Genomic DNA, 20,282 nt, shown 5'->3' on the forward strand with positions numbered 1-20,282 from the left:
CCCCCCCCCCCCCCCCCCCCCCCCCCCCCCCCCCCCCCCCCCCCCCCCCCCCCCCCCCCCCCCCCCCCCCCCCCGCCAGGACTCAGCCGAGCCCGGCTTCCTTGAGCTGGCCGTCGACGCTGGTGGCCAGCATGTCGAGGCCTTCATCGACCGGCACTTCCTTGGCCACCATCTTCTGCAGCGTCGCCGCCCATTCGGTGGTGAGATCGAAGAACAGCGGCTGCGGCGTGAACTTGATGCTGGCGCCGGGCGCCGAAACGTCGAACATCTCGACATAGCCCGGATAGCTCTTGTTCAGCTTCTCGCGGAACATCTGGTCGTTCCAGACCGACTGACGCACCGGATTGACGAAGTCCATCTTGGTCGCACCGAACAATGCATGCTCGGGCCCGGATGCCCATTGCATGAAGTACCAGGTGGCATCCTTGTCCTTGGAGAAGTTGGACATCGACAGCGACCAGATCCAGATGTTGGGCGTCGGCGCTTTGGCGGCGGGATTGGCCTTGAAGGCCGAGAAGGCGAGCTTGCCGGCCATCTTGTTGTCGCCGCCATTCATGAAGTAGCCGAGGATGTCGGCGTCGAAGATCATCGCCGAGGCGCCGGCGCCAAGGTCGGTACCGACCTGATACCAGGTGTAGGTCGACCAGTCCTTGGGGCCGCTCTCCTGGATCATCTGGACCCATTGCTTGTGGAAGGCCTTGGATTCGGCGGTGTTCATCGCGGCCGACAATTTGCCGTCGGCCGAGACGTTCAGGTCCTTCTGGTCAAAGTTGGCGTAGGCCGACAGGAAGCCGGGATGGATCGTCGCCCAGGAGCGTGAACCGCGCACGCCGATGCCGTAGACGCCGCCGCCGACATCCTTGGTCAGCTTGGCCGCCGTAGCGACCATCTCGTCCATATTGCCGGGAACGCTGACCCCGACCTTGTCGAACATACCCTTGTTGTAGGTGATGTTGTTCTGTTCGAAGCCCCACGGAATGCACCACTGCTTGGCGTCGTCGGAACCGAGCACACCGCCGGGCTGGCCATTCCAGGCGCAGGACTTCCTGACACCGGGCAGGAAGTCGTCCCAGGCATAGTTCACATTGGTCTTGGTCGGATCCTTGATCCACTCGTTAAGGTCGGTGATCCAGCCGGCCGGGCCGTAGGTCCAGGTCATGTAAGCGCCGGTCATGAAGGCATCGTATTCAGGCGAGCTGGCCGACAGCGCAGCGGTGACCTTGTCGAAATAGACGTCTTCCGGAAAGACGTCGTAGACGACTTCCATGCCGGTCAACTTCTTGAAGTTTTCGAGGTTGGCGATCATCGCATCGGCGTATGGATGCTTGTTGAGCAGAAGCTTGATGGTCTTGCCCTTGTGCGCCTGCCAGTCGAAATCCGCCGCCAGCGCCTGGGTCTGCCCCAGATTGAGCAGCGTTCCGGCCGTGCCGGCGGCAAGGCCCATTGCGCCAAGGCCTTTGATCAGCCCACGACGATCAACTTGTCCGCGCAGGAACGCGTCGATCAGGTCTTTCTCTTTCTCATGCATTTGTCTTCTCCTCCATAGGGTAGTTTCAATCGAATGGCTGCCGGCTACCCGACCGGCGTCTACTCCACGAGTTTTCGCGCCGTCCGCTCATCGGTGACCAGGCCCTTGAGATAGCGGCCCTCCAACACCGATTTGATGGCACGAACCTTCACCTTGCCGCCGGCAACGGCGACAATCCTGCGATTGCTGATGTCTTCGCGGGCCAGCGCCAGCGCCCGGTTGGAAAGCGTCGTCTCGACCGCCTTTCCAGCGTCATCGAAGAAATGCCCGAGCAGTTCGCCGACACCGCCGTTGCGGCGGATCTCCTCCATTTCGCCCTTCTCGATCATACCGGTGGCGACCAGCGACGCCTCGCGCTCGGCAGTGCCGATGCCGGCGATGAGCAGGTCAGCGGCCTTGCCGAGATCGAAAACCTCGCTGATGCCCTTCTGCCCGAGCAGCACGGTTCGATCCTCGACCGTGTTGGCGAACATCGGCACCGGCATCACATAGGCTTCGGCACCGGTCCGTTCGGCCAGGCGGTGAATGACGTCGTGCGGATTGGCCGAGAACTTGCGCGTCAGGCCGCCGAGCAATGAGACGAAGCGGGTCTTCTCGGCCGATATGCGCGGCAGATATTCGACGCAGGCGGCGAGCGTGCGGCCATGACCGACGCCGATCAGCGTGTCCTCGCCGCGTTCGATCTCACGCTTGAGGAACTGCGCGCCGGCAATGCCGAGCGCCTTGAGCGGCAGGTCCTCGCCATCGAAGTCGGGAACGACCTCGCAATAATCGAGGCCGTAGCGGCCGGACAAATCGTCTTCAAGCGCGACGCATTCCGACACTTCGCCGTCGATATAGACTTTGACCAGACCTTCCTGATTGGCCTTGGTGATGAGGCGATGCGCCTTGAGGCTGGTCAGGCCAAGCCGCTTGGCAACCTCCGACTGGGTCAGCCCGCCAGCATAATGAAGCCAGGCGGCGCGCGTCGCCATACTGGTTTCATCGTCGCGCAGGAGGCCGTTTCCAAAACCAACCATTTCCGCCCTAAGATATTTTTATCAGTTGATGCAAAATTTTTCACAAGGTGCCGCAAGAGTCAAGCGCCGCAGCGTTCAAATCACCTTGAGAGGGCAAAAAAGGCCTGCTGAAGCAGCCATCGTGCAGGGCGGTGCCAGTCTGAAATGCCATGCCTGTCGACCTGAAGGGCAAAGGCTGAACGGCTCGCTCCAAGCGAACCAGTTGCATGGCCGCAAAGGCCTGCTCCCGTTCAATGAGCGCATAACTGGGCTGACCGACGCCAACCGCCGATTTGCTGAAAATGCTCTGCCCGCCGAATGGCGGTAGAGCTCGCTTGCGGATCAGGCGAATTCGGGCAAGGAGGACAGGGGCCGAGAAGTATCGATCTTCACATTGCGAGAGCTACAATAATTCTTCACGAACGGCTATCTATCCTTCCGACAGGTGTTTGGTTCGAGTCACGAGGGGCGCGGCTTGGAATTCGATTTGAGGACCATTGAGGCGCTTGCTCCCGATCAGGCGTCGCTGAGCGCCGCCTCCAAGCTGACCAAACGATCGAACTGGCCGCGGCTCGAAAAGCATGAGCCCCAGGCGCTCATCTGGGGTGAATGCCAGGGCTCCGGCTCCAATCCATATCGGGTGGTGGTCGACACCGGCGATCACGGCTACAAATGCACCTGCCCGTCGCGAAAATTCCCGTGCAAGCACACGCTGGCGCTGATGTGGATTGCCGCCACCGCGCCAGCCAGTTTTGCAGCCGCTGAATCCTCGCCTGAATGGGTGAATGACTGGCTTGGCCGGCGCAGGAAGACGACGCCACCGCCAGCGCAACCGATAGTTGGTGTGGCAGCCAAAAGCATTGATGAGGCTGCACGGACGGACGACAGCGCCGCCGTCGAAGACGGTGCGGCGGTGGAGCGTCGTGAGGCTGCGCAGCGCAAGCGGGCGGAAGACACACGACAAGCAGTGTCGGCGGCGCTCGATGAACTCGATCAATGGATCGCCGACCAGTTGCGGCTTGGTCTTTCCGGGTTTGTCGACGGCAGCAGCGACCGTTGCCGCCGGATTGCCGCGCGGCTGGTCGACATGAAGGCAACCGCGCTTGCCGGTCGCATCGACGAGATCCCTTCGCGGCTGATGGCGCTGCGCAGCGAAGAAAAACCGGATGCGGCGATCCGTGAGCTTGGCAAGCTTGTGCTGCTGGCCAAGGCATGGCGGGCGTCGCCCGACGACCCAGAGCTGAAGCGCCTCGTATCGACCTCTGAAACCCGCGAACAGGTTCTGGCCAATCCGGATGCAAGACAGGTCGAAAGCTTCTGGGAGGTTCTGGGCGAGAAGATCGAGAGCCGCCGTGACGGTCTCGTCAGCCATTCGACCTGGCTGCTCGATCTGAAGTGCGCTACCCCGGAATTTGCCGTGCTGCTCGATTATTTTCCGGCTTCTGCCGGACGCCGGTCCAACGCTTTTGCGCCGGGCGATCGTTTCGATGCCCGGCTGGTCTTCTATCCATCACGCAAGCCGCTGCGCGCACTGGTGGCAGAACGCATGGGTGAAGTGACGTCCGGCGCGTGGCCTGATTTCAGCTTTGGCGCTGCAAAGGACCCACTCGCCACGCATGCTTCCTATCAGGATGCTGCGCCTTGGATTACCGATTGTCCTCTCATACTGCCGCCTGGTGCGATCCTGGTCGATGACCGCGGCACAGGCTGGTGGCAGGCCGCGGATGATCCGCAAGGGATCGCCTTGCCGATCGCAGGCGCTGTCAATCAAACATTGCTCGGCCTCGACCTTGCGGCCACGGCAGCGCTCTGGGATGGCGCCCGGCTTGACCTTCTGGCGGCTCAAAGCGGATTCGGGAGGCTTGACCTGTCGTGAACGAGGGCGAGCAAACAGGCCTGGCGACAATGCGCGATTGCTGGATCACCGGCGGAGCCACCTTCGATCTGGCTCCGACCGCCTGGAAGACGATCGCCGGCGGTGCAAGTCCCGACGAGCAGGAGCGCCGGCTCCTGGCAATCGCAGCACAAGCGCTCGACGTCGCCCTGCGGCCGGCGGCGCCGAAGACGCTCAAGCGCCGGCCGCCGCTGCCCAGGCTTGCGCTCCCGATGCTGCCGGAGTGGTTGCGGCCGCTGTTGAGAGCCGCTCTGAAACATGCCGTCGACGCGCGACGCAAGACGCGCGTGGTGACGCTTGTCGCCAGCCGCGGCTTTGTGCTCCATCCGATGGACTGGATGCCCGTCGCGTCGGATCAGAACAGTCCGGACGTCTACGCCCCCTGGATCGACTGGCAAGCAAGCGTGGACGGGGAGAGACATGCCCCGCAAGAGAAACTGACGGCGGAAAATTGGGATGAGTTCTATCCCGCCGCGCGACGCATCGCGCTGGCAGACGCGCGCCGCAGTGAACCGGCTTCGGCTCGACTGCTGATCGAGGCCAAGGCGTCGGGCGAGCCCGCCGAGGTCAGGCTTGCGCTCGTCGAGCTCATGCGCTTCGGCCTGAATCCTGAGGACGCGCCGTTCCTTAAAAGCCTCTCCGCCGACAGGTCCGGCAAGGTGCGCGAACTGGCTGGCCGGCTGCTGGCAAGGTTGGGAGAGCACGGCCGTTCAGACGCTGGCGGACCGGGTGATCCCGCAGCTGAACTCGCCGCTTTCATCAGCGAAGGCAAATCCGGCTTCATCCGCCGCCGCAGCATCTACACGCCGGCGAAGTTGAAATCGCCGGCGCAGGAAACGCGTCGCGCCATTTGTTCGAGACCTGCAATCTCGTCGACCTGGCCGCGCGGTTCAGTGCTACCGAACCTGAGTTCATAGGCGCCTGGCAATTCGGCGCCGACAACAATGCCGACATCCTGATCGCACGAATGGTCGCCGCTTCGGGGAGCGACGCCGCGGTGACGCATATGGCCGACGCACTTGTCGCCGATGGCGGCAAGCCAGCGCTGTTCGTACTGCACCTCACGCCGCGCCTGGACAGTCGCAGAAAACGAGCCCTCGTCCGGCTGATCCTCAAGCAAGCGAATTACCTCAACGCGATCAATCTGGCGGAAGGCATTGATGCTGGCTGGCTGGAATGGGACGATCTTTCGAATGGGTCGGCTGTTGCGGCGCTGCGTTCCGCCGTTGCGGGAACCGACGACGCCATGCGCCGAGGCGCCGACCATATACTGGAAACGATCTGCTTCCTTGCCACGGCGACCACGGCAGCAAAATTGATCGACGAGGTCGTCGCAGCCGGCATGCCGCCCGCAGCCCCATCACTCAGTGTCCTGCGTCTCAACGCGGCGCTGGCCGAACATCAGTCTAGAACCGACACATGATCAATCCGGAGAATTCATATGAACGCTGCCATCCGTCTCCCGGTCGAGCAGGCCTATGCCTCTGAATTGCAGGCGCTGGCGCGCGGTGACGACAGGCAAAAGCCTGCCGGCTGGAGCCTCTCGCCACAAGCTGTGCTGACTTATCTGCTGGGCGGGAAGGCCGGTGACGGCACGCCGGTAACGCCAAAATATGTCGGTCGCCGCCGACTGATGGAGACCGCGGTGGCAACGCTCGCCACCGACCGCGCACTGCTGCTGCTCGGCGTTCCCGGAACGGCCAAGTCCTGGGTGTCGGAACATCTGGCCGCCGCCATCATGGGCGACTCGACGCTGATCGTGCAGTGCACGGCCGGTACCGACGAGAACCAGATCCGCTATGGCTGGAACTATGCGCAACTTCTGGCAAAGGGCCCGAGCCAGGAAGCATTGGTGCCGACGCCGCTGTACCGCGCCATGCAGACCGGCAAGCTCTGCCGGCTCGAGGAACTGACGCGCATGGGCTCGGATGTGCAGGACACGCTGATCACCGTACTTTCCGAAAAGATGATGCCGATCCCGGAATTGAACACATCGATCTATGCCCAGCGCGGCTTCAACATCATTGCCACGGCAAACAATCGGGACAAGGGTGTGAATGAACTCTCCTCGGCACTCAAGCGTCGCTTCAATGTCGTGGTGCTGCCATTGCCGGAAGACATGGCTGAAGAGGTGGCGATCGTCTCCAAGCGGGTCGACGAGATGGCCGGCGGGCTCGACCTGCCGGTGGCGAAAAATGTCGGCGAGGAGATAGCCCGGGTATTGACCATCTTCCGTGAATTGCGGTCCGGTGCGACCGCCGACGGCAAGGTGACGCTGAAGACGCCCTCGGGCTCGCTGTCGACCGCCGAGGCGATCGCGACGATGGTTGGCGGTCTGAGCCAGGCGGCGTGGTTCGACAGCGGCAAGCTCGGCGCCGAAGGTCTCGCCGCCAGCCTTGTCGGGGCGATCGTGAAAGACCCGGTCCAGGACAAGGCAGTGCTGGAAGAATATCTGGAAACAGTGCTCAAGAAGCGGCCTGACTACGCCGGCTACTATGCGGCCTTGAACGCAGCGATCTGACGCGCCATGGGGCACAGCGACGTCGCCTATTTCGGCATACGCCATCACGGGCCGGGTTCCGCCGACAGCCTTGTGCAGGCATTGCAGGATTTGCAGCCGGTCGCCGTGCTGATCGAGGGGCCTATCGATGCCTCCGCGCTGCTGCCGTTGCTGGCCCGCCCGGAGATGCAGCCGCCGGTAGCACTGCTTTGCTATCCGGAGGAGGATCCGGCTTCGACAAGCTTCTGGCCATTCGCCGAGTTCTCGCCGGAATATCAGGCGGTCCTTTGGGCCGTGGACAACAAGGCGGCGTTGCGCTTCATCGACCTGCCGTCGTCGGCGCGCTTCTCGGAAGCGGCGGTCGACGGCGCGGAAAAAGACGATGCTGACGATGCGAAGGAGTCAAGCAAGCGTGATGATGTGGCTCCGCATCGGCGTGATCCGATAGGCACGCTGGCCCGCGCCGCCGGCTATGAGGATGGCGAAAGCTGGTGGTCGGACATCATCGAGCAGAATCCGGAACCAGGCCCCATATTCGCCGCCATCTCCGACGCGATGATAACGCTGAGGGATGGTGAAGGCTCGATCGCGCAGTTCGAGGCCCAGCGCGAAGCGCATATGCGGCTCGAAATCGCTGCGGCGCGCAAGGAATTCGACGGACCTATCGCCGTCGTCTGCGGGGCGTGGCATGTGCCGGCACTGCAGGCGACACACATGCAGAAAAACGATCAAGCCCTGCTTAAGGGGATTGCAAGGCGCAAGAGCACGATGACATGGGCGCCGTGGACGGGACCGCGTCTGGCGCTGGGCTACGGCTATGGCGCGGGCGTCCTCGCACCCGGCTGGTGCAAGCATCTCTGGCGCACGCGCGGCCGGCGCGATGCAGCAACCTTGTGGCTTGCAATGATTGCAGCGGTGCTGCGGGTGAAGGGTCACCTGGTCTCGACTGCTTCGCTGATCGAAGCGGAGCGGCTCGCCCGCACGCTCGCCGCGATTCGCGAGCGGCCGAAACCCGGGTTTGAGGAATTGCGCGACGCCGCAATTGCGGCTCTGTTCAATGGCGAAGCGTTGCTGTGGGCCGTGGTCGAGGCCGAGCTGCTTCTAGGTGCGGACGTCGGCGAAATTCCATCCGACACGCCGTTGGCGCCGTTGATCGAGGATCTGCAGCGCAACCAGAAGGCGGCGCGGCTGAAACCTGAAGCGCTGGAGCGGGAACTATCCGTCGACCTGCGAAGCGACAGCGGTCTGTTTCGTTCGACATTGCTGCATCGGCTGAACGTGCTTGGTGTGCATTGGGGCAGGTTGACGGACGCCGGTCGCAGCCGTGGCACGTTCCGCGAGCGGTGGACCCTGGCCTGGGAGCCGGAATATGCCGTTCGCCTGGTGGAGAACCTGATCTACGGGCCGACCATCGAAAAGGCTGCCAACGGCCGCCTGATACAGATGATCGAAGCCGCAGCAACCCTCGATACGCTTGCGGCACTGGTCCAGGGCGCCATCACGGCAGGCCTGTCGGAAGCATCGACCGCCGGTCTCACGGCCCTGGAGGCGCGCGCGGCGCGCAGCAGCGAATGCCTGGAGATTCTGGCCTCGGTGCCGCCGCTCGCCGACATCATCCGCTACGGCGAGGCGCGCAAAACCGAGACGAACCGGCTTTCCGGCCTCATGGAGCGGCTGATCGTCGAAGGTGCGATCGCGCTTCCCTATGCGGCACGCGACCTGGATGAGCAGGCCGCCGCGACGCTGGCTAGAGCGATGCGCAAGGCCGATGAGGCAATCAGGCTGGTCGAGCCCGGGGAAGACGTGCTGAACGGATGGCGCAACGGGCTGGCTGCCGTTCTCGAGGGGTCGCGGGCGACGGCGCTATTGGCCGGATGCGCCGCGCACCTGCTCTACGAGGCCGGCCGCCTGTCCGCCGAAGCCGCAGCCGAGCTGCTCGGGCGACGCCTGTCGCCGGGCACGCCAGTCGCCGAGGCGGCGAGGTTCTTCGAGGGCTTCTTCAGCACAGCGGGTCAACGGCTGATCTATGACGAAGGTCTCCGCAGCGCGGTCGATTCCTGGCTCAAATCTCTCGACGAAGATGCTTTCATCGCGCACCTGCCGTTGCTGCGCCGCGTCTTTTCCAATCTGGACAGCATGGAGCGCCGGCGACTGATCGAAGCGGTTCTCGGCCGTGCCGCGCGCTTGCCGGCTGGCCTGACGCCGACGCCGGATGGCGGCGAGGCATGGCGCCGACATCTGGAACGGCTTGGACCATTGCTGAGGGGAGGAAGCGGCAATGGATGACGAGGGCGAAATGAACGGGCCCGGCCGACTCACTGCAGATGCCGGAAGGGAGCGCCGCTGGCGCCTGGCGATCGGCGCCGATGACGAGGCGTCGGCGGCACTTTCCAGCGACGACAAACGACTTTCGGCGGCACTCGATGCTCTCTACGGCGATGGTGCCAGCGCGGCGGCCAGTGACCCGCGCAAGCGGCGTGGCGGGCTTGGCCGCTCGGCACCGCGCGTTGCGCAATGGATGGGGGACATTCGCTCCTTCTTTCCCGCGCAGGTCGTTCAGATCGTCCAGAAGGACGCTTTCGAACGGCTGGACCTGAAGCAGATGCTGATGGAGCCGGAGTTCCTCAAGGCGATCGAGGCGGACGTCAACCTGGTCGCCGACCTGATTTCGCTGCGTTCGGTCATGCCGGCCAAGACCAAGGACATCGCACGCACGATCATCGCCGACATCGTCGCCAAGCTGATGCAGAAGCTGGAGCAGAAAACCGCCGAGGCGATACGCGGCGCGCTCGACCGATCGAAGCGCACCAACCGTCCGCGTGCGCGCGAAATCGACTGGCAGCGCACCATCTCGGCGAACCTTCGCCACTACCAGCCCGAGCACAAAACTATCGTGCCGGAGAAGCTGGTTGGTTTCATGCGCAAGCAGCGTCGGCTAGTCGACCTTGACGAAGTCGTTCTCTGCGTCGACCAGTCCGGCTCGATGGCAAGCTCGGTCGTCTACGCCTCGATCTTCGCGGCAGTGATGGCCTCGCTGCCGGTCGTGCGCACCAAGCTCGTCTGTTTCGATACGGCCATCGTCGACCTTACCGAAGAACTCAGCGATCCCGTCGAAGTGCTGTTCGGCGTGCAGCTTGGCGGCGGCACCGATATCAACCAGGCCGTCGCCTATTGCGCCGACCGTATCGAGCGGCCAACCAAGTCGCATCTGGTGCTGGTCACCGACCTCTACGAGGGCGGCAATGGCCAGGAATTGCTGCGGCGGCTGGCGGCGCTGGTTCGATCCGGCGTCAATGTCGTCGTGCTTCTGGCACTGACCGACCAAGGCCGGCCCGGCTATGATCCGGCAATGGCAGGTTCGGTTGCCGCACTTGGCATTCCGGTCTTCGCCTGCACGCCGGATCTGTTTCCGGACATGATGGCGGCGGCATTGCGCCGCGAGGATATCGGCGCCTGGGCGGCGGGAGCCGACATCAAGCTGGTTCGCGCCGAGACCGAGGCGCCCAGGGTGCGGACGACTGAGCCCCATGTTCCAGAGGGTTGCCGAACTCCTGTCGCGGCTGGAAAGCGGCTGGACAGGTCAGCGATTGTGGCCGGCAGTTCCGCTATTTAATGTCCTTCAATCCCGCATGCGCCACGGCAATGCGGGCAGCGAGCGCCGCGTTGTTGCGGACCAGCGCGATGTTGGCCTTCAGGCTGCGGCCCTGCGAAAGCTCGTTGATGCGGGCGAGCAGGAACGGCGTCAGTTCCTTGCGACCGATGCCGCGTTTTTCGGCTTCCGCCACCGCCGCGGCGATCGTGCCATCGATGAAGGCTGGATCGAGCGCATCCAGTTGCGGAATTGGATTGGCGACGAGGATGCCTGTGCCCGAGCCGATCTGCTCGTGCAGCAGCATGGCCTGCGCAATGTCCTGCGGCGTATCGAGGCGGTGATCGGCTTTAAGTCCGCTGGAGCGCGTATAAAAAGCCGGAAAGTCGTCGCTCTGGTAGGCAATCACCGGCACGCGCTGGGTCTCCAGATATTCCAGCGTTTTTGCAATATCGAGGATCGATTTCACGCCGGCGCAGACGACGGTCGTGCCGGTCTGGCCGAGTTCGGTCAGGTCGGCCGAGATATCGAAACTGGCTTCGGCGCCGCGATGCACGCCGCCGACGCCGCCGGTCGCGAAAATACCGATGCCCGCCAATGCAGCGATCCGCATCGTCGCCGAAACCGTGGTTCCGGCCGAGCCGCCGCCCACAATAATGGCGGCGAGGTCGCGCCCGGACGCCTTGACCACGTCCTTTGCCGCTGCCAGCTGCTCCAGCTCGCGGTCGTCGAGCCCGACCTTGATCTTGCCGGCGACCACCGCGATGGTGGCGGGCACGGCGCCATTCTCGCGCACCACGGTCTCGACGCCGCGGGCAGTCTCCAGATTGGCTGGATAGGGCATGCCGTGGGTGATGATCGTCGATTCCAGCGCCACCACCGCGCGGCCTTCACGAAGTGCTGCCGCGACTTCGTCGTTCAGATGGAGAAGGGAAGGTTTCATCGTTATTTCGCCTTCAGGGTTCGGCTCGCGTTCAGGGTCGTCTGGCTTCAGGCGGGAATGCGGTACATGCCGGCGGTGAGGAAGCGCGGCGACAGGTCGGGATGGACGCTGGATTCGCTCTCGGTGGTCAGCGTGGCGAGCAGCGCGCCGGTGCGCACTGCATCGAGCACGGGATCGCCCGAAAGCACCTTGTACATGGTGCCGGCAATCATCGCGTCGCCGGCGCCGGTGATGTCGACGGCGCGGGCCGGGACGGAACGCATCGTTGCCACGCCGCCTTCGGTCGCGACCGCAAATCCATGCGCGCCCATGGTCACGATCACCTCGCTGGCGCCGGCCGCGCGCAGCGCCGCCGCAGCCTCTTTCGGCCTTAGCCGCTTGTCGGCATCGGTGATGCCAAGCATCGTATTGGCCTCGTCATGGTTGGTGAACAAAAGGTCGATGCCGGTCAGGTCCTTCGGCAGGCGCGCCGATTTCGGCGACGACACGGTGTCGACGGCGAGCTTGAAGCGCGCGCCCTGCTTGCGTGACATCAGCGCCGCGATCGTCGCGGCCGGCAGGTTGCAGTCGATGAACACCCAATTCGCCGAAGCCAGATGCGGCCAGAAACGGTCGAGACAGGATGGCGAAAACAGATCGAAGATCTCCATGTCGGCGATGCCGAGCACGAGATCGTTGTTGAGGTCGAGGATCGCCGCATATTCCGCCGTTGGCCGCTCCGTTGACGTGATGACCTGGCTGACGTCGGCGCCGAGGTCGCGCAGATGCCGCACCAGCGAGCGGCCGGTCTCGTCGTCGCCGACAATCGAAACGAAGCTCACGTCGACGCCGAGGCGGACAAGGTTCTCGGCGACGTTGCGGGCGACGCCGCCGAAGCTGCGATAACCGTCGACCGGGTTCGACGTCCCGAAGATCAGATCCTTCCTGGCGTGGTACTTGCGGTCGAGGACGGCGCCGCCGATGCAGATCATGCGCTTGGACGCCGGCAGCACATAGCCGCGACCAAGAATGTAGCCCTTGTTGACGAGTTGCACGATGTGGGCCGCGACGGTCGAGCGGGCAATGCCGAGCGCGGTCGCTATATCCTGCTGGCCGGCGAACGGGTTCGCCGTGATCAGATCCAGCACAGCCTGTTCCTGTGCTCCAAGGTCGTCCATCGCCTCACCCCGGCCCGCGCAACCCAATGTTGAACATTGGTCAACAACAGATGATGTTGTCAACATTTGTTTGGATGGCGCGCCTGTCGACGCCAGCCGCTGGTACTGGTCAACGCCTCGCGCCGCATCACATTACTTGTTGCCGATGGCAAGACGTTTGAAAGCAAGCGGATGAACGAACAGGAGTTGATGTCGGAGCTGGAGCGGTTGGTTTCCGAGGATCGGAACCCGAGGACGATGGATATCGACCTGCTGCCGACCATCGATATCCTGCGCATGATCAATGACGAGGACAGCGGCGTTCCGGCCGCCGTCGAGAAGGTCATTCCGGAAATTGCTGCCGCGGTAGACCGGATCGTTAGTGCGTTTCAAAAAGGCGCGCGGCTTGTCTATATGGGCGCCGGCACGAGCGGCCGGCTGGGGGTCCTCGACGCCTCGGAGTGTCCGCCGACATTCGGCGTGCCCGGGGACATGGTGCTCGGCCTGATCGCTGGCGGCCCCAAAGCGCTGGTGCGGGCTGTGGAAGGCGCCGAGGATGATCCGCAACAAGGCATGAAGGCACTGCAGCGCATCAAGTTGACCGCCGACGATGTGGTGGTCGGCATTGCGGTCAGCGGCCGCACACCCTACGTCATCGGCGGCTTGACCTATGCAAGGCAGGTCGGAGCAACGACGGTGGCACTTTCCTGCAACCCCAGGTCAGTCATTGCCGGCATTGCCGACATTGCCATCTCTCCGCTTGTCGGCCCCGAGGTTCTCGCCGGCTCGACCCGGCTGAAGTCGGGAACCGCGCAAAAGCTGGTTCTCAACATGCTGACGACAGCCAGCATGATCCGGATCGGCAAGAGCTATCAGAACCTGATGGTCGACCTTAATCCCGGCAACAAGAAGCTCGTCGCCAGGGCGGTCGGGATCGTGATGCAGACGACCGGCTGCACAGCGCAGCAGGCACGACGGGCGCTCGACCAGACCGGCAAGGACGTCAAGCTGGCGATACTGGTGACGATCACCGGGATGGGCATCGAAGAGGCGCGCAAGGCGCTCGACGATGCGGGCGGTTTTTTGCGAAAGGCGATCGGCGAAAAGACGCTGTGAAGCTGTCTGGATACCGGTATACCAGTATCCAGGATGGACCGACTTCGACAAAGGCAGGGCATGGGGACCTTGCTCACCAAACGGATCCATCCGACACATCATTTCGACAGCGGGATTATCGAGATTCGCCCATCGGTCGGCGATCTCGCCAACGGAGCCTAACACGTGATGATTGCGAAAAGTGGCGAACCAATCTGGGCCGTCGGCCTGATGACCGGCACCGTGCTGGACGGCAATATCGATGTTGCGCTGATCAAGACCGACGGCGAGCGGATCGAGGATTTCGGCACCTACACGCTGGCGCCTTACCCCGGATCGATCCGGACGCTGCTGGAGGAGACGCTGGATGAGGCCAGGGCGTGGAATTTTGCCGGGCCGGAACCGGCGATCTTTTGCGAAGCTGAAGAAGCGCTGACGCGCGCCCAGTCGGCAGCCGTCAAGGACCTGGTCGAAAGCTACGGGCTGACGATGGCCGATATCGGCGTCGTCGGCTTCCATGGCCAGACCGTGCTGCATCGCGCCCCGCAAAACGGCCGACTCGGCCAGACCCGCCAGCTCGGCGATGGGGCATTGATGCATGCCATACTGGGGACCAAGGTCGCCTATGATTTCCGGTCGGCCGACATGCGCGCCGGCGGGCAAGGGGCGCCGCTGTCGGCCGCCTATCACGCTGCGCTGCTGCGCGATGCCGATATCAGCGGCGACACGGCGGTGCTCAATCTCGGCGGCGTCGCCAACATCACCTGGTGGGACGGCAAGGACAATGTCATCGCCTTCGACACCGGACCGGCCAATGCGCCGCTGAACGATTTCATCAAGTCGAAGGGTTTGGGTGAGATGGACCGCGACGGCGCGATTGCCCGTGCCGGAACGGTGGACGAGGCGCGGCTGGCCAAGCTCCTGCAACATCCCTACCTGGCCAAGCCCTATCCAAAGTCACTGGACCGCTTCGATTTCGGCGCAGCCATGGCGGATGGGATGAACGCTGAGGATGGCGCCGCACTGCTGACGGCCTTCACCGCCGCAGCCGTCGGCAAGGCGCTCGACCTCCTGCCGCACCGGCCGAAGCGGCTGGTGGTCAGCGGCGGCGGCCGCCACAACCCGACGATCATGGCCATGCTCGCCAGCCGCGCCGGCGTCGAAGCGGTGCCGGCGGAGGCGCTCGGCTGGAAGGGTGACGCGGTCGAGGCGGAGTGCTTTGCCTTCCTTGCGGTCCGCGTGCTCAGGGGCCTGCCGATCAGTTTTCCAACCACCACCGGTGTGCCACAGCCGATGCGCGGCGGACGCCTTGCCGGCTGATCAAGCCAGCAGTTTCTTCTGCAGGAAGACGCGGCTGCGGCCGACGGGAAAATCGGGAAGCGCGCCGAACAGCCGATACCCCTGACGCTCATAGGCGTTGACCGCCTGGGGATTGAACGTGTCGATCAAGGCGCCGTGACAGCCGCGTGCGACGGCTTCCTGTTCGGCTGCGTCCAGCATCCTGCCGGCCATGCGCTGGCCGCGCAGTCGCTCATCAACCCAGAGCCATTGCACATAGAGCCAGCCCCAGGCGGTATATCCCGAGATGCCGCCGACAACCGCACGGTGCTCATCGCGCACGAACACGGCGAGCACCTTCCTGTTGGCCGGACCGACTTCGCTGTCGTTGAACGCGCTGAGCCGCTCCCCGAGAAAAGCGAGTTCTTTCGGCGAAGGGTCGGCGGTGGTTTCAAGCGTCATGTTCATCGCTTGTCCAGACAGGCTCACAGCCGGATACCCGTATACAGCGCTTCCGGACGCGTGGCACTTTCATTTGCATTTACCGAAGGAAAGGCGGGGAGCGCAAGCGCTGCCGCCGCGTGGCTCCGCGACTACACGGGCCGCGGCGAATGCCACGCCGCCGCCGAAGCGGCAACCAGCATGAGCAGCGCGGCGACCATTGCAGATGCCGCAAAGCCGAAGCTGGAATAAAGCGGTCCGAAGGCCGTGGTGCCGACAAACACCGCGAGATAGGTCACCGCGCTGTTCAAGCCCATGATCGTGCCGCGCCGCGCAGGATCGAGCGCCGAGAGGCGCATCACCAGGACGTTCAGCCCGAAATGATTGGCAAGGCCCCAGACTGCGACCATCGCGATGGTCAGATGGAAACTGCTGCCTGCCGCGGCGAGCGCGACATAGACGGCCGCGACGAGCAGATAGGCGAACGGCATGACACGTCGCGCGCCAAGCCGATCGATCACGCCGTCAAGCAGTGCCGCCATGCCGAAGCCGGCGCCATAAGCGAGCGCCGCCAAGCCGTTGGCGCTGACCGGCCGTCCCAAGCCATTGTGAAGGTGATCGCCAAGATAACCATAGACGCCGTAGAAGGCGGTCATGAAGGCGCCGCAGGCGACCAGGAGCGGCACTATGCCGGGAACGGCCAAAGCGCCGAGCGGCGTCGGCGCCGGGCCGCTTTTCCTGACATCGCCGAGCGAGGTCAGCGTAAGGTCGGTCAACGCGAGCGCCGCAAGCACCGCGACCGCCGCGAAAACGGCGCGCCAATGGACGAGGTCGGCAAGCACCGCCGACAATGAGACGCCGGCGACCATGCTCAGGGTCCAACCGGTCAGCACGACGCCGATGGTTCCGCTTTCGCGGCCAGGCGGCGCGATCGCAGCGGCGCTGGCATAGATTGCCGGCATGGCAACGCCGGCGGCGATGCCGGCGACAAGCTGGGCTGCAACCAGCGCCGTTACCGTCGGCGCGGCGGCGCTGGCGAGGAGCGCGACCGCCAGCAGCAGCAAGGCCCCTTGCAGCATGCGGCGGGCGCCGAGCCGATCGATATGGCGGGCCAGGAACAAGGCGCTTGCCGATGTGCCGAGGCCGAAGGCAGCGGACGCGATCATGACGGCCGGCACGCTCGTCGCAAACGACGCCGCCACCGCCGGTGCTATCGGACCGAGAACCAGCGAGTTCGAGCCGATCACCGCGATGCATCCGGTGAGGAGATAGGCGAGCGCCGGGATAGGCGGCGTTGCCGTCAATGTTGCGACTTGATCACTGTTCGTCATAAGGCGATAATGGCCGTACTAAGTTCTGTATCAACAAGGAATTTCGCCATGGATGAAGAAACAGATGGCATTCTGCAGAACAGGCCCGCTGCCCGGGACGTCGACGCAACCGACCGAAAAATATTAGGCGTTCTGGTCGACGACGCCACGGTCAGCTATGCCGAGCTCGGTGATCGCGTCGGCCTGTCGCCGCCGGCCGCGCATGAACGGGTGAAGCGGCTTCGGCGCAGCGGCGCCATTCGCAACACTGCGGCGATCATCGATCCCAAGGCGGTGCGCAAGCCGCTGCTTGCCTTCGTGCACATCGACACCAAGGGCTGGGGAAAGACCCCCGAACTGATGGCGATTTCCGAGCATCCCGAAGTCGAGGAGATCCATTCGGTGGCCGGCGACACATGCATGCTGATCAAGGTCCGCACCGAGGACACAAGGGCGCTCGAAGGCCTGCTGTCGCGGCTTTACGAAACGCCTGGCGTGACCTCGACGCGAAGCTATGTGGTTCTGTCGACCTATCTCGAGCGGCCGGTGCAGCCCGGGATCACGACGGAATGGCCGGCGCCCCGGCACATGGCCAAGCCGCTGTATTAGCCGGAGCGCGAGTCGGGACGGTGTCCGGCTGGGCCCGGCCTGATCGCGGGCTTTGCCTGCAACGACGGCATCGTCATTAACCGATCGAGGCTCGTTACCGAGACGCGTTGTAAAGCTTGGATGCAATCTCGTACATTTCCTCAGGCGCGTAATCCGGTGTGAAAGCTGATGGCTCTCCCACCAACTCCTGGATCTTTCCGCCATCCGGCATTCCTTCGACAACCTCCAATTCACCTGGAGGATCGTCCGGGAGAGCCATTTCGCCATTGCCCCAGATCCCAGCTATCTCACGGTAATCTTCGGGACTGAATGTATAAAGGCGTCGGTGCGAGCCTTCCTCAAGATATTTCTGGCTCTCCGGGATGTTTGCCAGCGGAATGTTGGGCGTTGGAAGCATCTTCTCGATTTCGACACCCGTTATTTGTTTGAGCGCGAGGGCATAGGCGTGGGCATGCACCGATCCCCTTACCAACAGATATCCGCAGACCTCCCGTCCGGTCGGGTCCGACAAGGTTTCGTAGACCCGCAGTTTGTGAAGGCGGGCTCCGCATTCGAGGTGGAAATTGTGGAGGAGGTCAAAAATGACGTTGCCGGTCGTTGTAACGAAATCCTTGTTCCAGCTCAGGCCATTTGAATCGATCGGCACGGCGCCACCACCATGCGACAAAAATCCGGCAGCCAGTCTTGCGTCCTTCATCATATCGAACGGCGCGCCGGTGATATCTGTCGGACCTACCGTGTCAGCGCCGGGTTCATCAGGACCGTTCGCAAGCATCGACACCCCATTGCTGACCAATTCGACATGGCCAAGCTCTTCGGCGGTGATGGCCGCGACCAGGCTGTAGAACGGCCTCAACTTGCTCTTTGATCGGAAATTGAAGCTTTGGAAGAGGTAGTTACCGAGTGTGGACATTTCTCCGTATTTCCCGCCAAGCAACTCCTGGAGCGCTGAAGCGGCATTGACATCCTGTTGGGCCGGTGCCGGTAATTCGATCTGAAGCTTGTCGACGCGCAAAAACATGGTCTATCTCCGTTAGAGGAACGGACCTAACAGCACTTCGACGGTATTGTTCCCGCCTCTCAGAGGAGTATTTCTCCCGTCGACCGGGCTTTCCAATTGATGCGTTGGCGACCTGAACGCTGCACATGCAGGCGGGCTAACTTTTTAGCTCATGCGGGAACATGGCGGTGCCATCACCCCAATGGCACATGACACGCGACCGACTGGATGAGGCAGAACAATCTGTACCTCGCCGTCGGCGCTCTGGTTGTCGCAGTCCATCGCCTTGGGCATTTACGTTTTTTCGCGAGGAGACCAGCCAAAAGGCGTGGAACTTCGCATCGATGATCTGCGCACAAAAAGCTGACGCCGTCTCAACCAAGCTCCAAAGTCGTGATCGCAAAGACGCCGAACTGCGCGAGCTGCGGCGCTTTTCCCTTGTACATTCGAGCCGTTTCGAAGCCCGGTTGAAGGCCGGCGAACGACAGGAAAGCCGCAAAGCTTCCACTGGTCTCGGGGACGTCGAGATGGATATTTCCGGGTCCCGAGGCGTTGGCGAGCGCCGCGAACAGGCGGCTTGCCGCGTCCAGGCTGTTGGCAAAGAGCGGACCGATCTTGCAGCCGTCCCGGCAGCGGCGGGCGACGCCATACCCCTTGATGGCGCCATCCCTGACGATCGCAAGCGCGACGTGCGGCGGGCGCAGCCAGTGTTCCAGGAAGGATCGCCGCGGAGCGGGAAAGAACCGGCTGTCGTAGTCCAGGACATCGGCTTCCGGGCCTATGACGCAAATATCGCTGTCGGCAGCTGCCGGAGCGTTCGGCGTACCGACGAAGCGGATCGTCCGGTAGACCGGCGCAAAACCCATGCTGCGGTAGTTGGCCTGCTGTTCGACGACACCATCGAGGCCGATCGTGCGGTCGCCGAGCCGCGCCATGCCGGCATCCCACACCGCCTTGCCATAGCCCTCACCGCGCCTGTCCGGCCGACAGATGTAGAGGCCGATGAAGCCGAAATCGTCGCCATAGGCGACGGCCGAAATACCGGCCACCATCTCGCCATCGACAAAGGCGCCGATGAAGCCCTCTGGATCCGCCGCCTGAAACGCCACGGCATCGCCGAGGCCGGGATTCCAGCCCTCCGCTGCCGCCCAGTCGACAAGGATATTTACGTCTTCAAGTGCGAGCGTTCTGATCGTTCGGCGCATTGCCTCACTCGGCGGCTACGGTACCGGGGGCGAAGGACTTCAATGCGCCAAGATAGGGCTTTGCCAGCGGGTTTGCATAGGCGCCACGCTTGGACGTCGACAGGCCAAGCGCGATCAGTGCCTCGGCCTGCTTGACCGCGGCGCCGACGCCGTCGATGACCGGAACGCCGAACTCCCGCCGCAGCGCGGCGGCGAGATCGGCCATGCCGGCGCAGCCAAGCACGATGGCCTCGGCGCGATCCTCGTCGAGCGAGCGCGCGATCTCGCCGCGCAGCTTCAGGATCGCATCGGAGGTTGGGTCTTCGAGCGCAAGAACCGGAATGTCGGCCGCGCGCACGCGTGCCCGTCCTGCCATGCCATAGCGCTGCACCAGCGCTTCGACCGGCACGCGCGAGCGCTCGGTCGTGGTGACGACGGTGAAGCGCTGGGCGATGAACGAGGCCGTGCTGAGCGCTGCCTCGCAGATGCCGATGACCGGAATGTTGGCCATGGCGCGCGCCGCATCGAGGCCGGTGTCGTCGAAACAGGCGACGATTGCGGCCTGCGCGCCCGAGCGTTCGCCGGCGGCGATCTCGACCAGCAGGCCAGGCACGGCAAGCGCCTCGTCGTAATAGCCTTCGATCGACACAGGTCCCATCGACGAGGTGACGGCGGCGATCTCCGTTCCGGCGCCGGCCACGAGCCGCGCCGCCGCTGCAATGGTTTCGGTCATGCTGGCGGTGGTGTTCGGATTAACGACGAGGATCTGCACTGCGT

At 63.6% G+C, this 20,282-nt stretch carries 19 protein-coding genes and 1 pseudogene; 11 read left to right on the top strand and 9 right to left on the bottom strand.

Going from position 1 to position 20,282, the window contains the following annotated elements; genetic code table 11:
* Window positions 1–82 precede the first annotated feature (82 nt).
* Window positions 83–1,528 carry an ABC transporter substrate-binding protein gene (locus AC0L15_RS11420; protein WP_287062998.1) on the bottom strand — a complete coding sequence of 482 codons (1,446 nt, stop codon included), beginning with the start codon at window positions 1,526–1,528 and terminating at the stop codon, window positions 83–85.
* Window positions 1,529–1,587: 59 nt separating this feature from the next.
* Window positions 1,588–2,547, bottom strand: coding sequence for a sugar-binding transcriptional regulator (locus AC0L15_RS11425; protein WP_287063000.1), 960 nt, complete (start codon window positions 2,545–2,547; stop codon window positions 1,588–1,590).
* Window positions 2,548–2,575: 28 nt separating this feature from the next.
* Between AC0L15_RS11425 and AC0L15_RS11430 the strand changes: the two genes are divergently transcribed.
* The 7 genes from AC0L15_RS11430 to AC0L15_RS11460 all read left to right on the top strand — a co-directional run bounded on the left by AC0L15_RS11430 (window position 2,576) and on the right by AC0L15_RS11460 (window position 10,533).
* Window positions 2,576–2,854 (top strand): hypothetical protein, encoded by a 279-nt coding sequence (locus tag AC0L15_RS11430; protein ID WP_287245363.1) that lies wholly within the window; start codon window positions 2,576–2,578, stop codon window positions 2,852–2,854.
* 159 nt (window positions 2,855–3,013) lie between these two features.
* Window positions 3,014–4,402, top strand: a complete 1,389-nt coding sequence (locus tag AC0L15_RS11435) for an SWIM zinc finger family protein (protein ID WP_287245366.1) — start codon at window positions 3,014–3,016, stop codon at window positions 4,400–4,402.
* Entirely contained in the window at window positions 4,399–5,337 is a 939-nt protein-coding gene (locus AC0L15_RS11440; RefSeq protein ID WP_473496357.1) for a DUF5691 domain-containing protein, read from the top strand. The genes AC0L15_RS11435 and AC0L15_RS11440 overlap by 4 nt, the downstream gene beginning before the upstream one ends.
* The gene (locus AC0L15_RS11445) at window positions 5,271–5,843 is read left to right on the top strand and encodes a hypothetical protein (RefSeq protein WP_473496358.1); all 573 of its coding nucleotides are present in this window, start codon (window positions 5,271–5,273) and stop codon (window positions 5,841–5,843) included. The genes AC0L15_RS11440 and AC0L15_RS11445 overlap by 67 nt, the downstream gene beginning before the upstream one ends.
* Before the next feature lie 18 nt (window positions 5,844–5,861).
* The gene (locus AC0L15_RS11450; protein ID WP_287245371.1) at window positions 5,862–6,941 is read left to right on the top strand and encodes an ATP-binding protein; all 1,080 of its coding nucleotides are present in this window, start codon (window positions 5,862–5,864) and stop codon (window positions 6,939–6,941) included.
* Between the two features lie 6 nt (window positions 6,942–6,947).
* Complete coding sequence (locus AC0L15_RS11455; RefSeq protein WP_287245374.1) at window positions 6,948–9,206, top strand: DUF5682 family protein; 2,259 nt, start codon at window positions 6,948–6,950, stop codon at window positions 9,204–9,206.
* Window positions 9,199–10,533, top strand: coding sequence for a VWA domain-containing protein (locus tag AC0L15_RS11460; RefSeq protein WP_473496359.1), 1,335 nt, complete (start codon window positions 9,199–9,201; stop codon window positions 10,531–10,533). The genes AC0L15_RS11455 and AC0L15_RS11460 overlap by 8 nt, the downstream gene beginning before the upstream one ends.
* Here the strand turns inward: AC0L15_RS11460 and AC0L15_RS11465 are convergent.
* Together AC0L15_RS11465 and AC0L15_RS11470 are read right to left on the bottom strand one after the other, a co-directional pair.
* Window positions 10,526–11,452 carry a pseudouridine-5'-phosphate glycosidase gene (locus tag AC0L15_RS11465; protein WP_287245378.1) on the bottom strand — a complete coding sequence of 309 codons (927 nt, stop codon included), beginning with the start codon at window positions 11,450–11,452 and terminating at the stop codon, window positions 10,526–10,528. The two genes, AC0L15_RS11460 and AC0L15_RS11465, sit on opposite strands and share 8 nt — an antisense overlap.
* Before the next feature lie 47 nt (window positions 11,453–11,499).
* Window positions 11,500–12,609, bottom strand: coding sequence for a carbohydrate kinase (locus tag AC0L15_RS11470; RefSeq protein WP_287245380.1), 1,110 nt, complete (start codon window positions 12,607–12,609; stop codon window positions 11,500–11,502).
* Between the two features lie 171 nt (window positions 12,610–12,780).
* Here AC0L15_RS11470 and murQ point away from each other — a divergent pair, with 171 nt between their 5' ends.
* The 3 genes and pseudogenes from murQ (at window position 12,781) to AC0L15_RS11485 (ending at window position 15,003) form a co-directional block, all read left to right on the top strand.
* On the top strand, window positions 12,781–13,704 hold the full coding sequence (gene murQ, locus AC0L15_RS11475) for an N-acetylmuramic acid 6-phosphate etherase (protein ID WP_287245382.1): 924 nt from the start codon (window positions 12,781–12,783) through the stop codon (window positions 13,702–13,704).
* A gap of 34 nt (window positions 13,705–13,738) precedes the next feature.
* A pseudogene (locus tag AC0L15_RS11480) lies at window positions 13,739–13,866 on the top strand (esterase); the annotation flags it as partial.
* A gap of 6 nt (window positions 13,867–13,872) precedes the next feature.
* Window positions 13,873–15,003, top strand: coding sequence for an anhydro-N-acetylmuramic acid kinase (locus AC0L15_RS11485; RefSeq protein ID WP_287245679.1), 1,131 nt, complete (start codon window positions 13,873–13,875; stop codon window positions 15,001–15,003).
* Here the strand turns inward: AC0L15_RS11485 and AC0L15_RS11490 are convergent, their stop codons facing one another.
* Together AC0L15_RS11490 and AC0L15_RS11495 are read right to left on the bottom strand one after the other, a co-directional pair.
* Window positions 15,004–15,429: a GNAT family N-acetyltransferase gene (locus AC0L15_RS11490; RefSeq protein WP_128171915.1), complete on the bottom strand. Its 426-nt coding sequence runs from the start codon at window positions 15,427–15,429 to the stop codon at window positions 15,004–15,006.
* A 125-nt stretch (window positions 15,430–15,554) separates the two neighbouring features.
* Window positions 15,555–16,733: an MFS transporter gene (locus AC0L15_RS11495; RefSeq protein WP_287245385.1), complete on the bottom strand. Its 1,179-nt coding sequence runs from the start codon at window positions 16,731–16,733 to the stop codon at window positions 15,555–15,557.
* A 48-nt stretch (window positions 16,734–16,781) separates the two neighbouring features.
* Here AC0L15_RS11495 and AC0L15_RS11500 point away from each other — a divergent pair, with 48 nt between their 5' ends.
* Entirely contained in the window at window positions 16,782–17,321 is a 540-nt protein-coding gene (locus AC0L15_RS11500; RefSeq protein WP_123146884.1) for an Lrp/AsnC family transcriptional regulator, read from the top strand.
* Between the two features lie 94 nt (window positions 17,322–17,415).
* Here the strand turns inward: AC0L15_RS11500 and AC0L15_RS11505 are convergent, their stop codons facing one another.
* From AC0L15_RS11505 to AC0L15_RS11515, 3 genes are all read right to left on the bottom strand, one after another.
* Window positions 17,416–18,342, bottom strand: a complete 927-nt coding sequence (locus AC0L15_RS11505; RefSeq protein ID WP_128171913.1) for a manganese catalase family protein — start codon at window positions 18,340–18,342, stop codon at window positions 17,416–17,418.
* Window positions 18,343–18,695: 353 nt separating this feature from the next.
* Window positions 18,696–19,526, bottom strand: a complete 831-nt coding sequence (locus AC0L15_RS11510; RefSeq protein ID WP_473496360.1) for a GNAT family N-acetyltransferase — start codon at window positions 19,524–19,526, stop codon at window positions 18,696–18,698.
* 4 nt (window positions 19,527–19,530) lie between these two features.
* The gene (locus tag AC0L15_RS11515) at window positions 19,531–20,277 is read right to left on the bottom strand and encodes an aspartate/glutamate racemase family protein (protein ID WP_287245393.1); all 747 of its coding nucleotides are present in this window, start codon (window positions 20,275–20,277) and stop codon (window positions 19,531–19,533) included.
* Window positions 20,278–20,282 lie beyond the last annotated feature (5 nt).

This window comes from Mesorhizobium sp. WSM4846, from assembly GCF_055811415.1.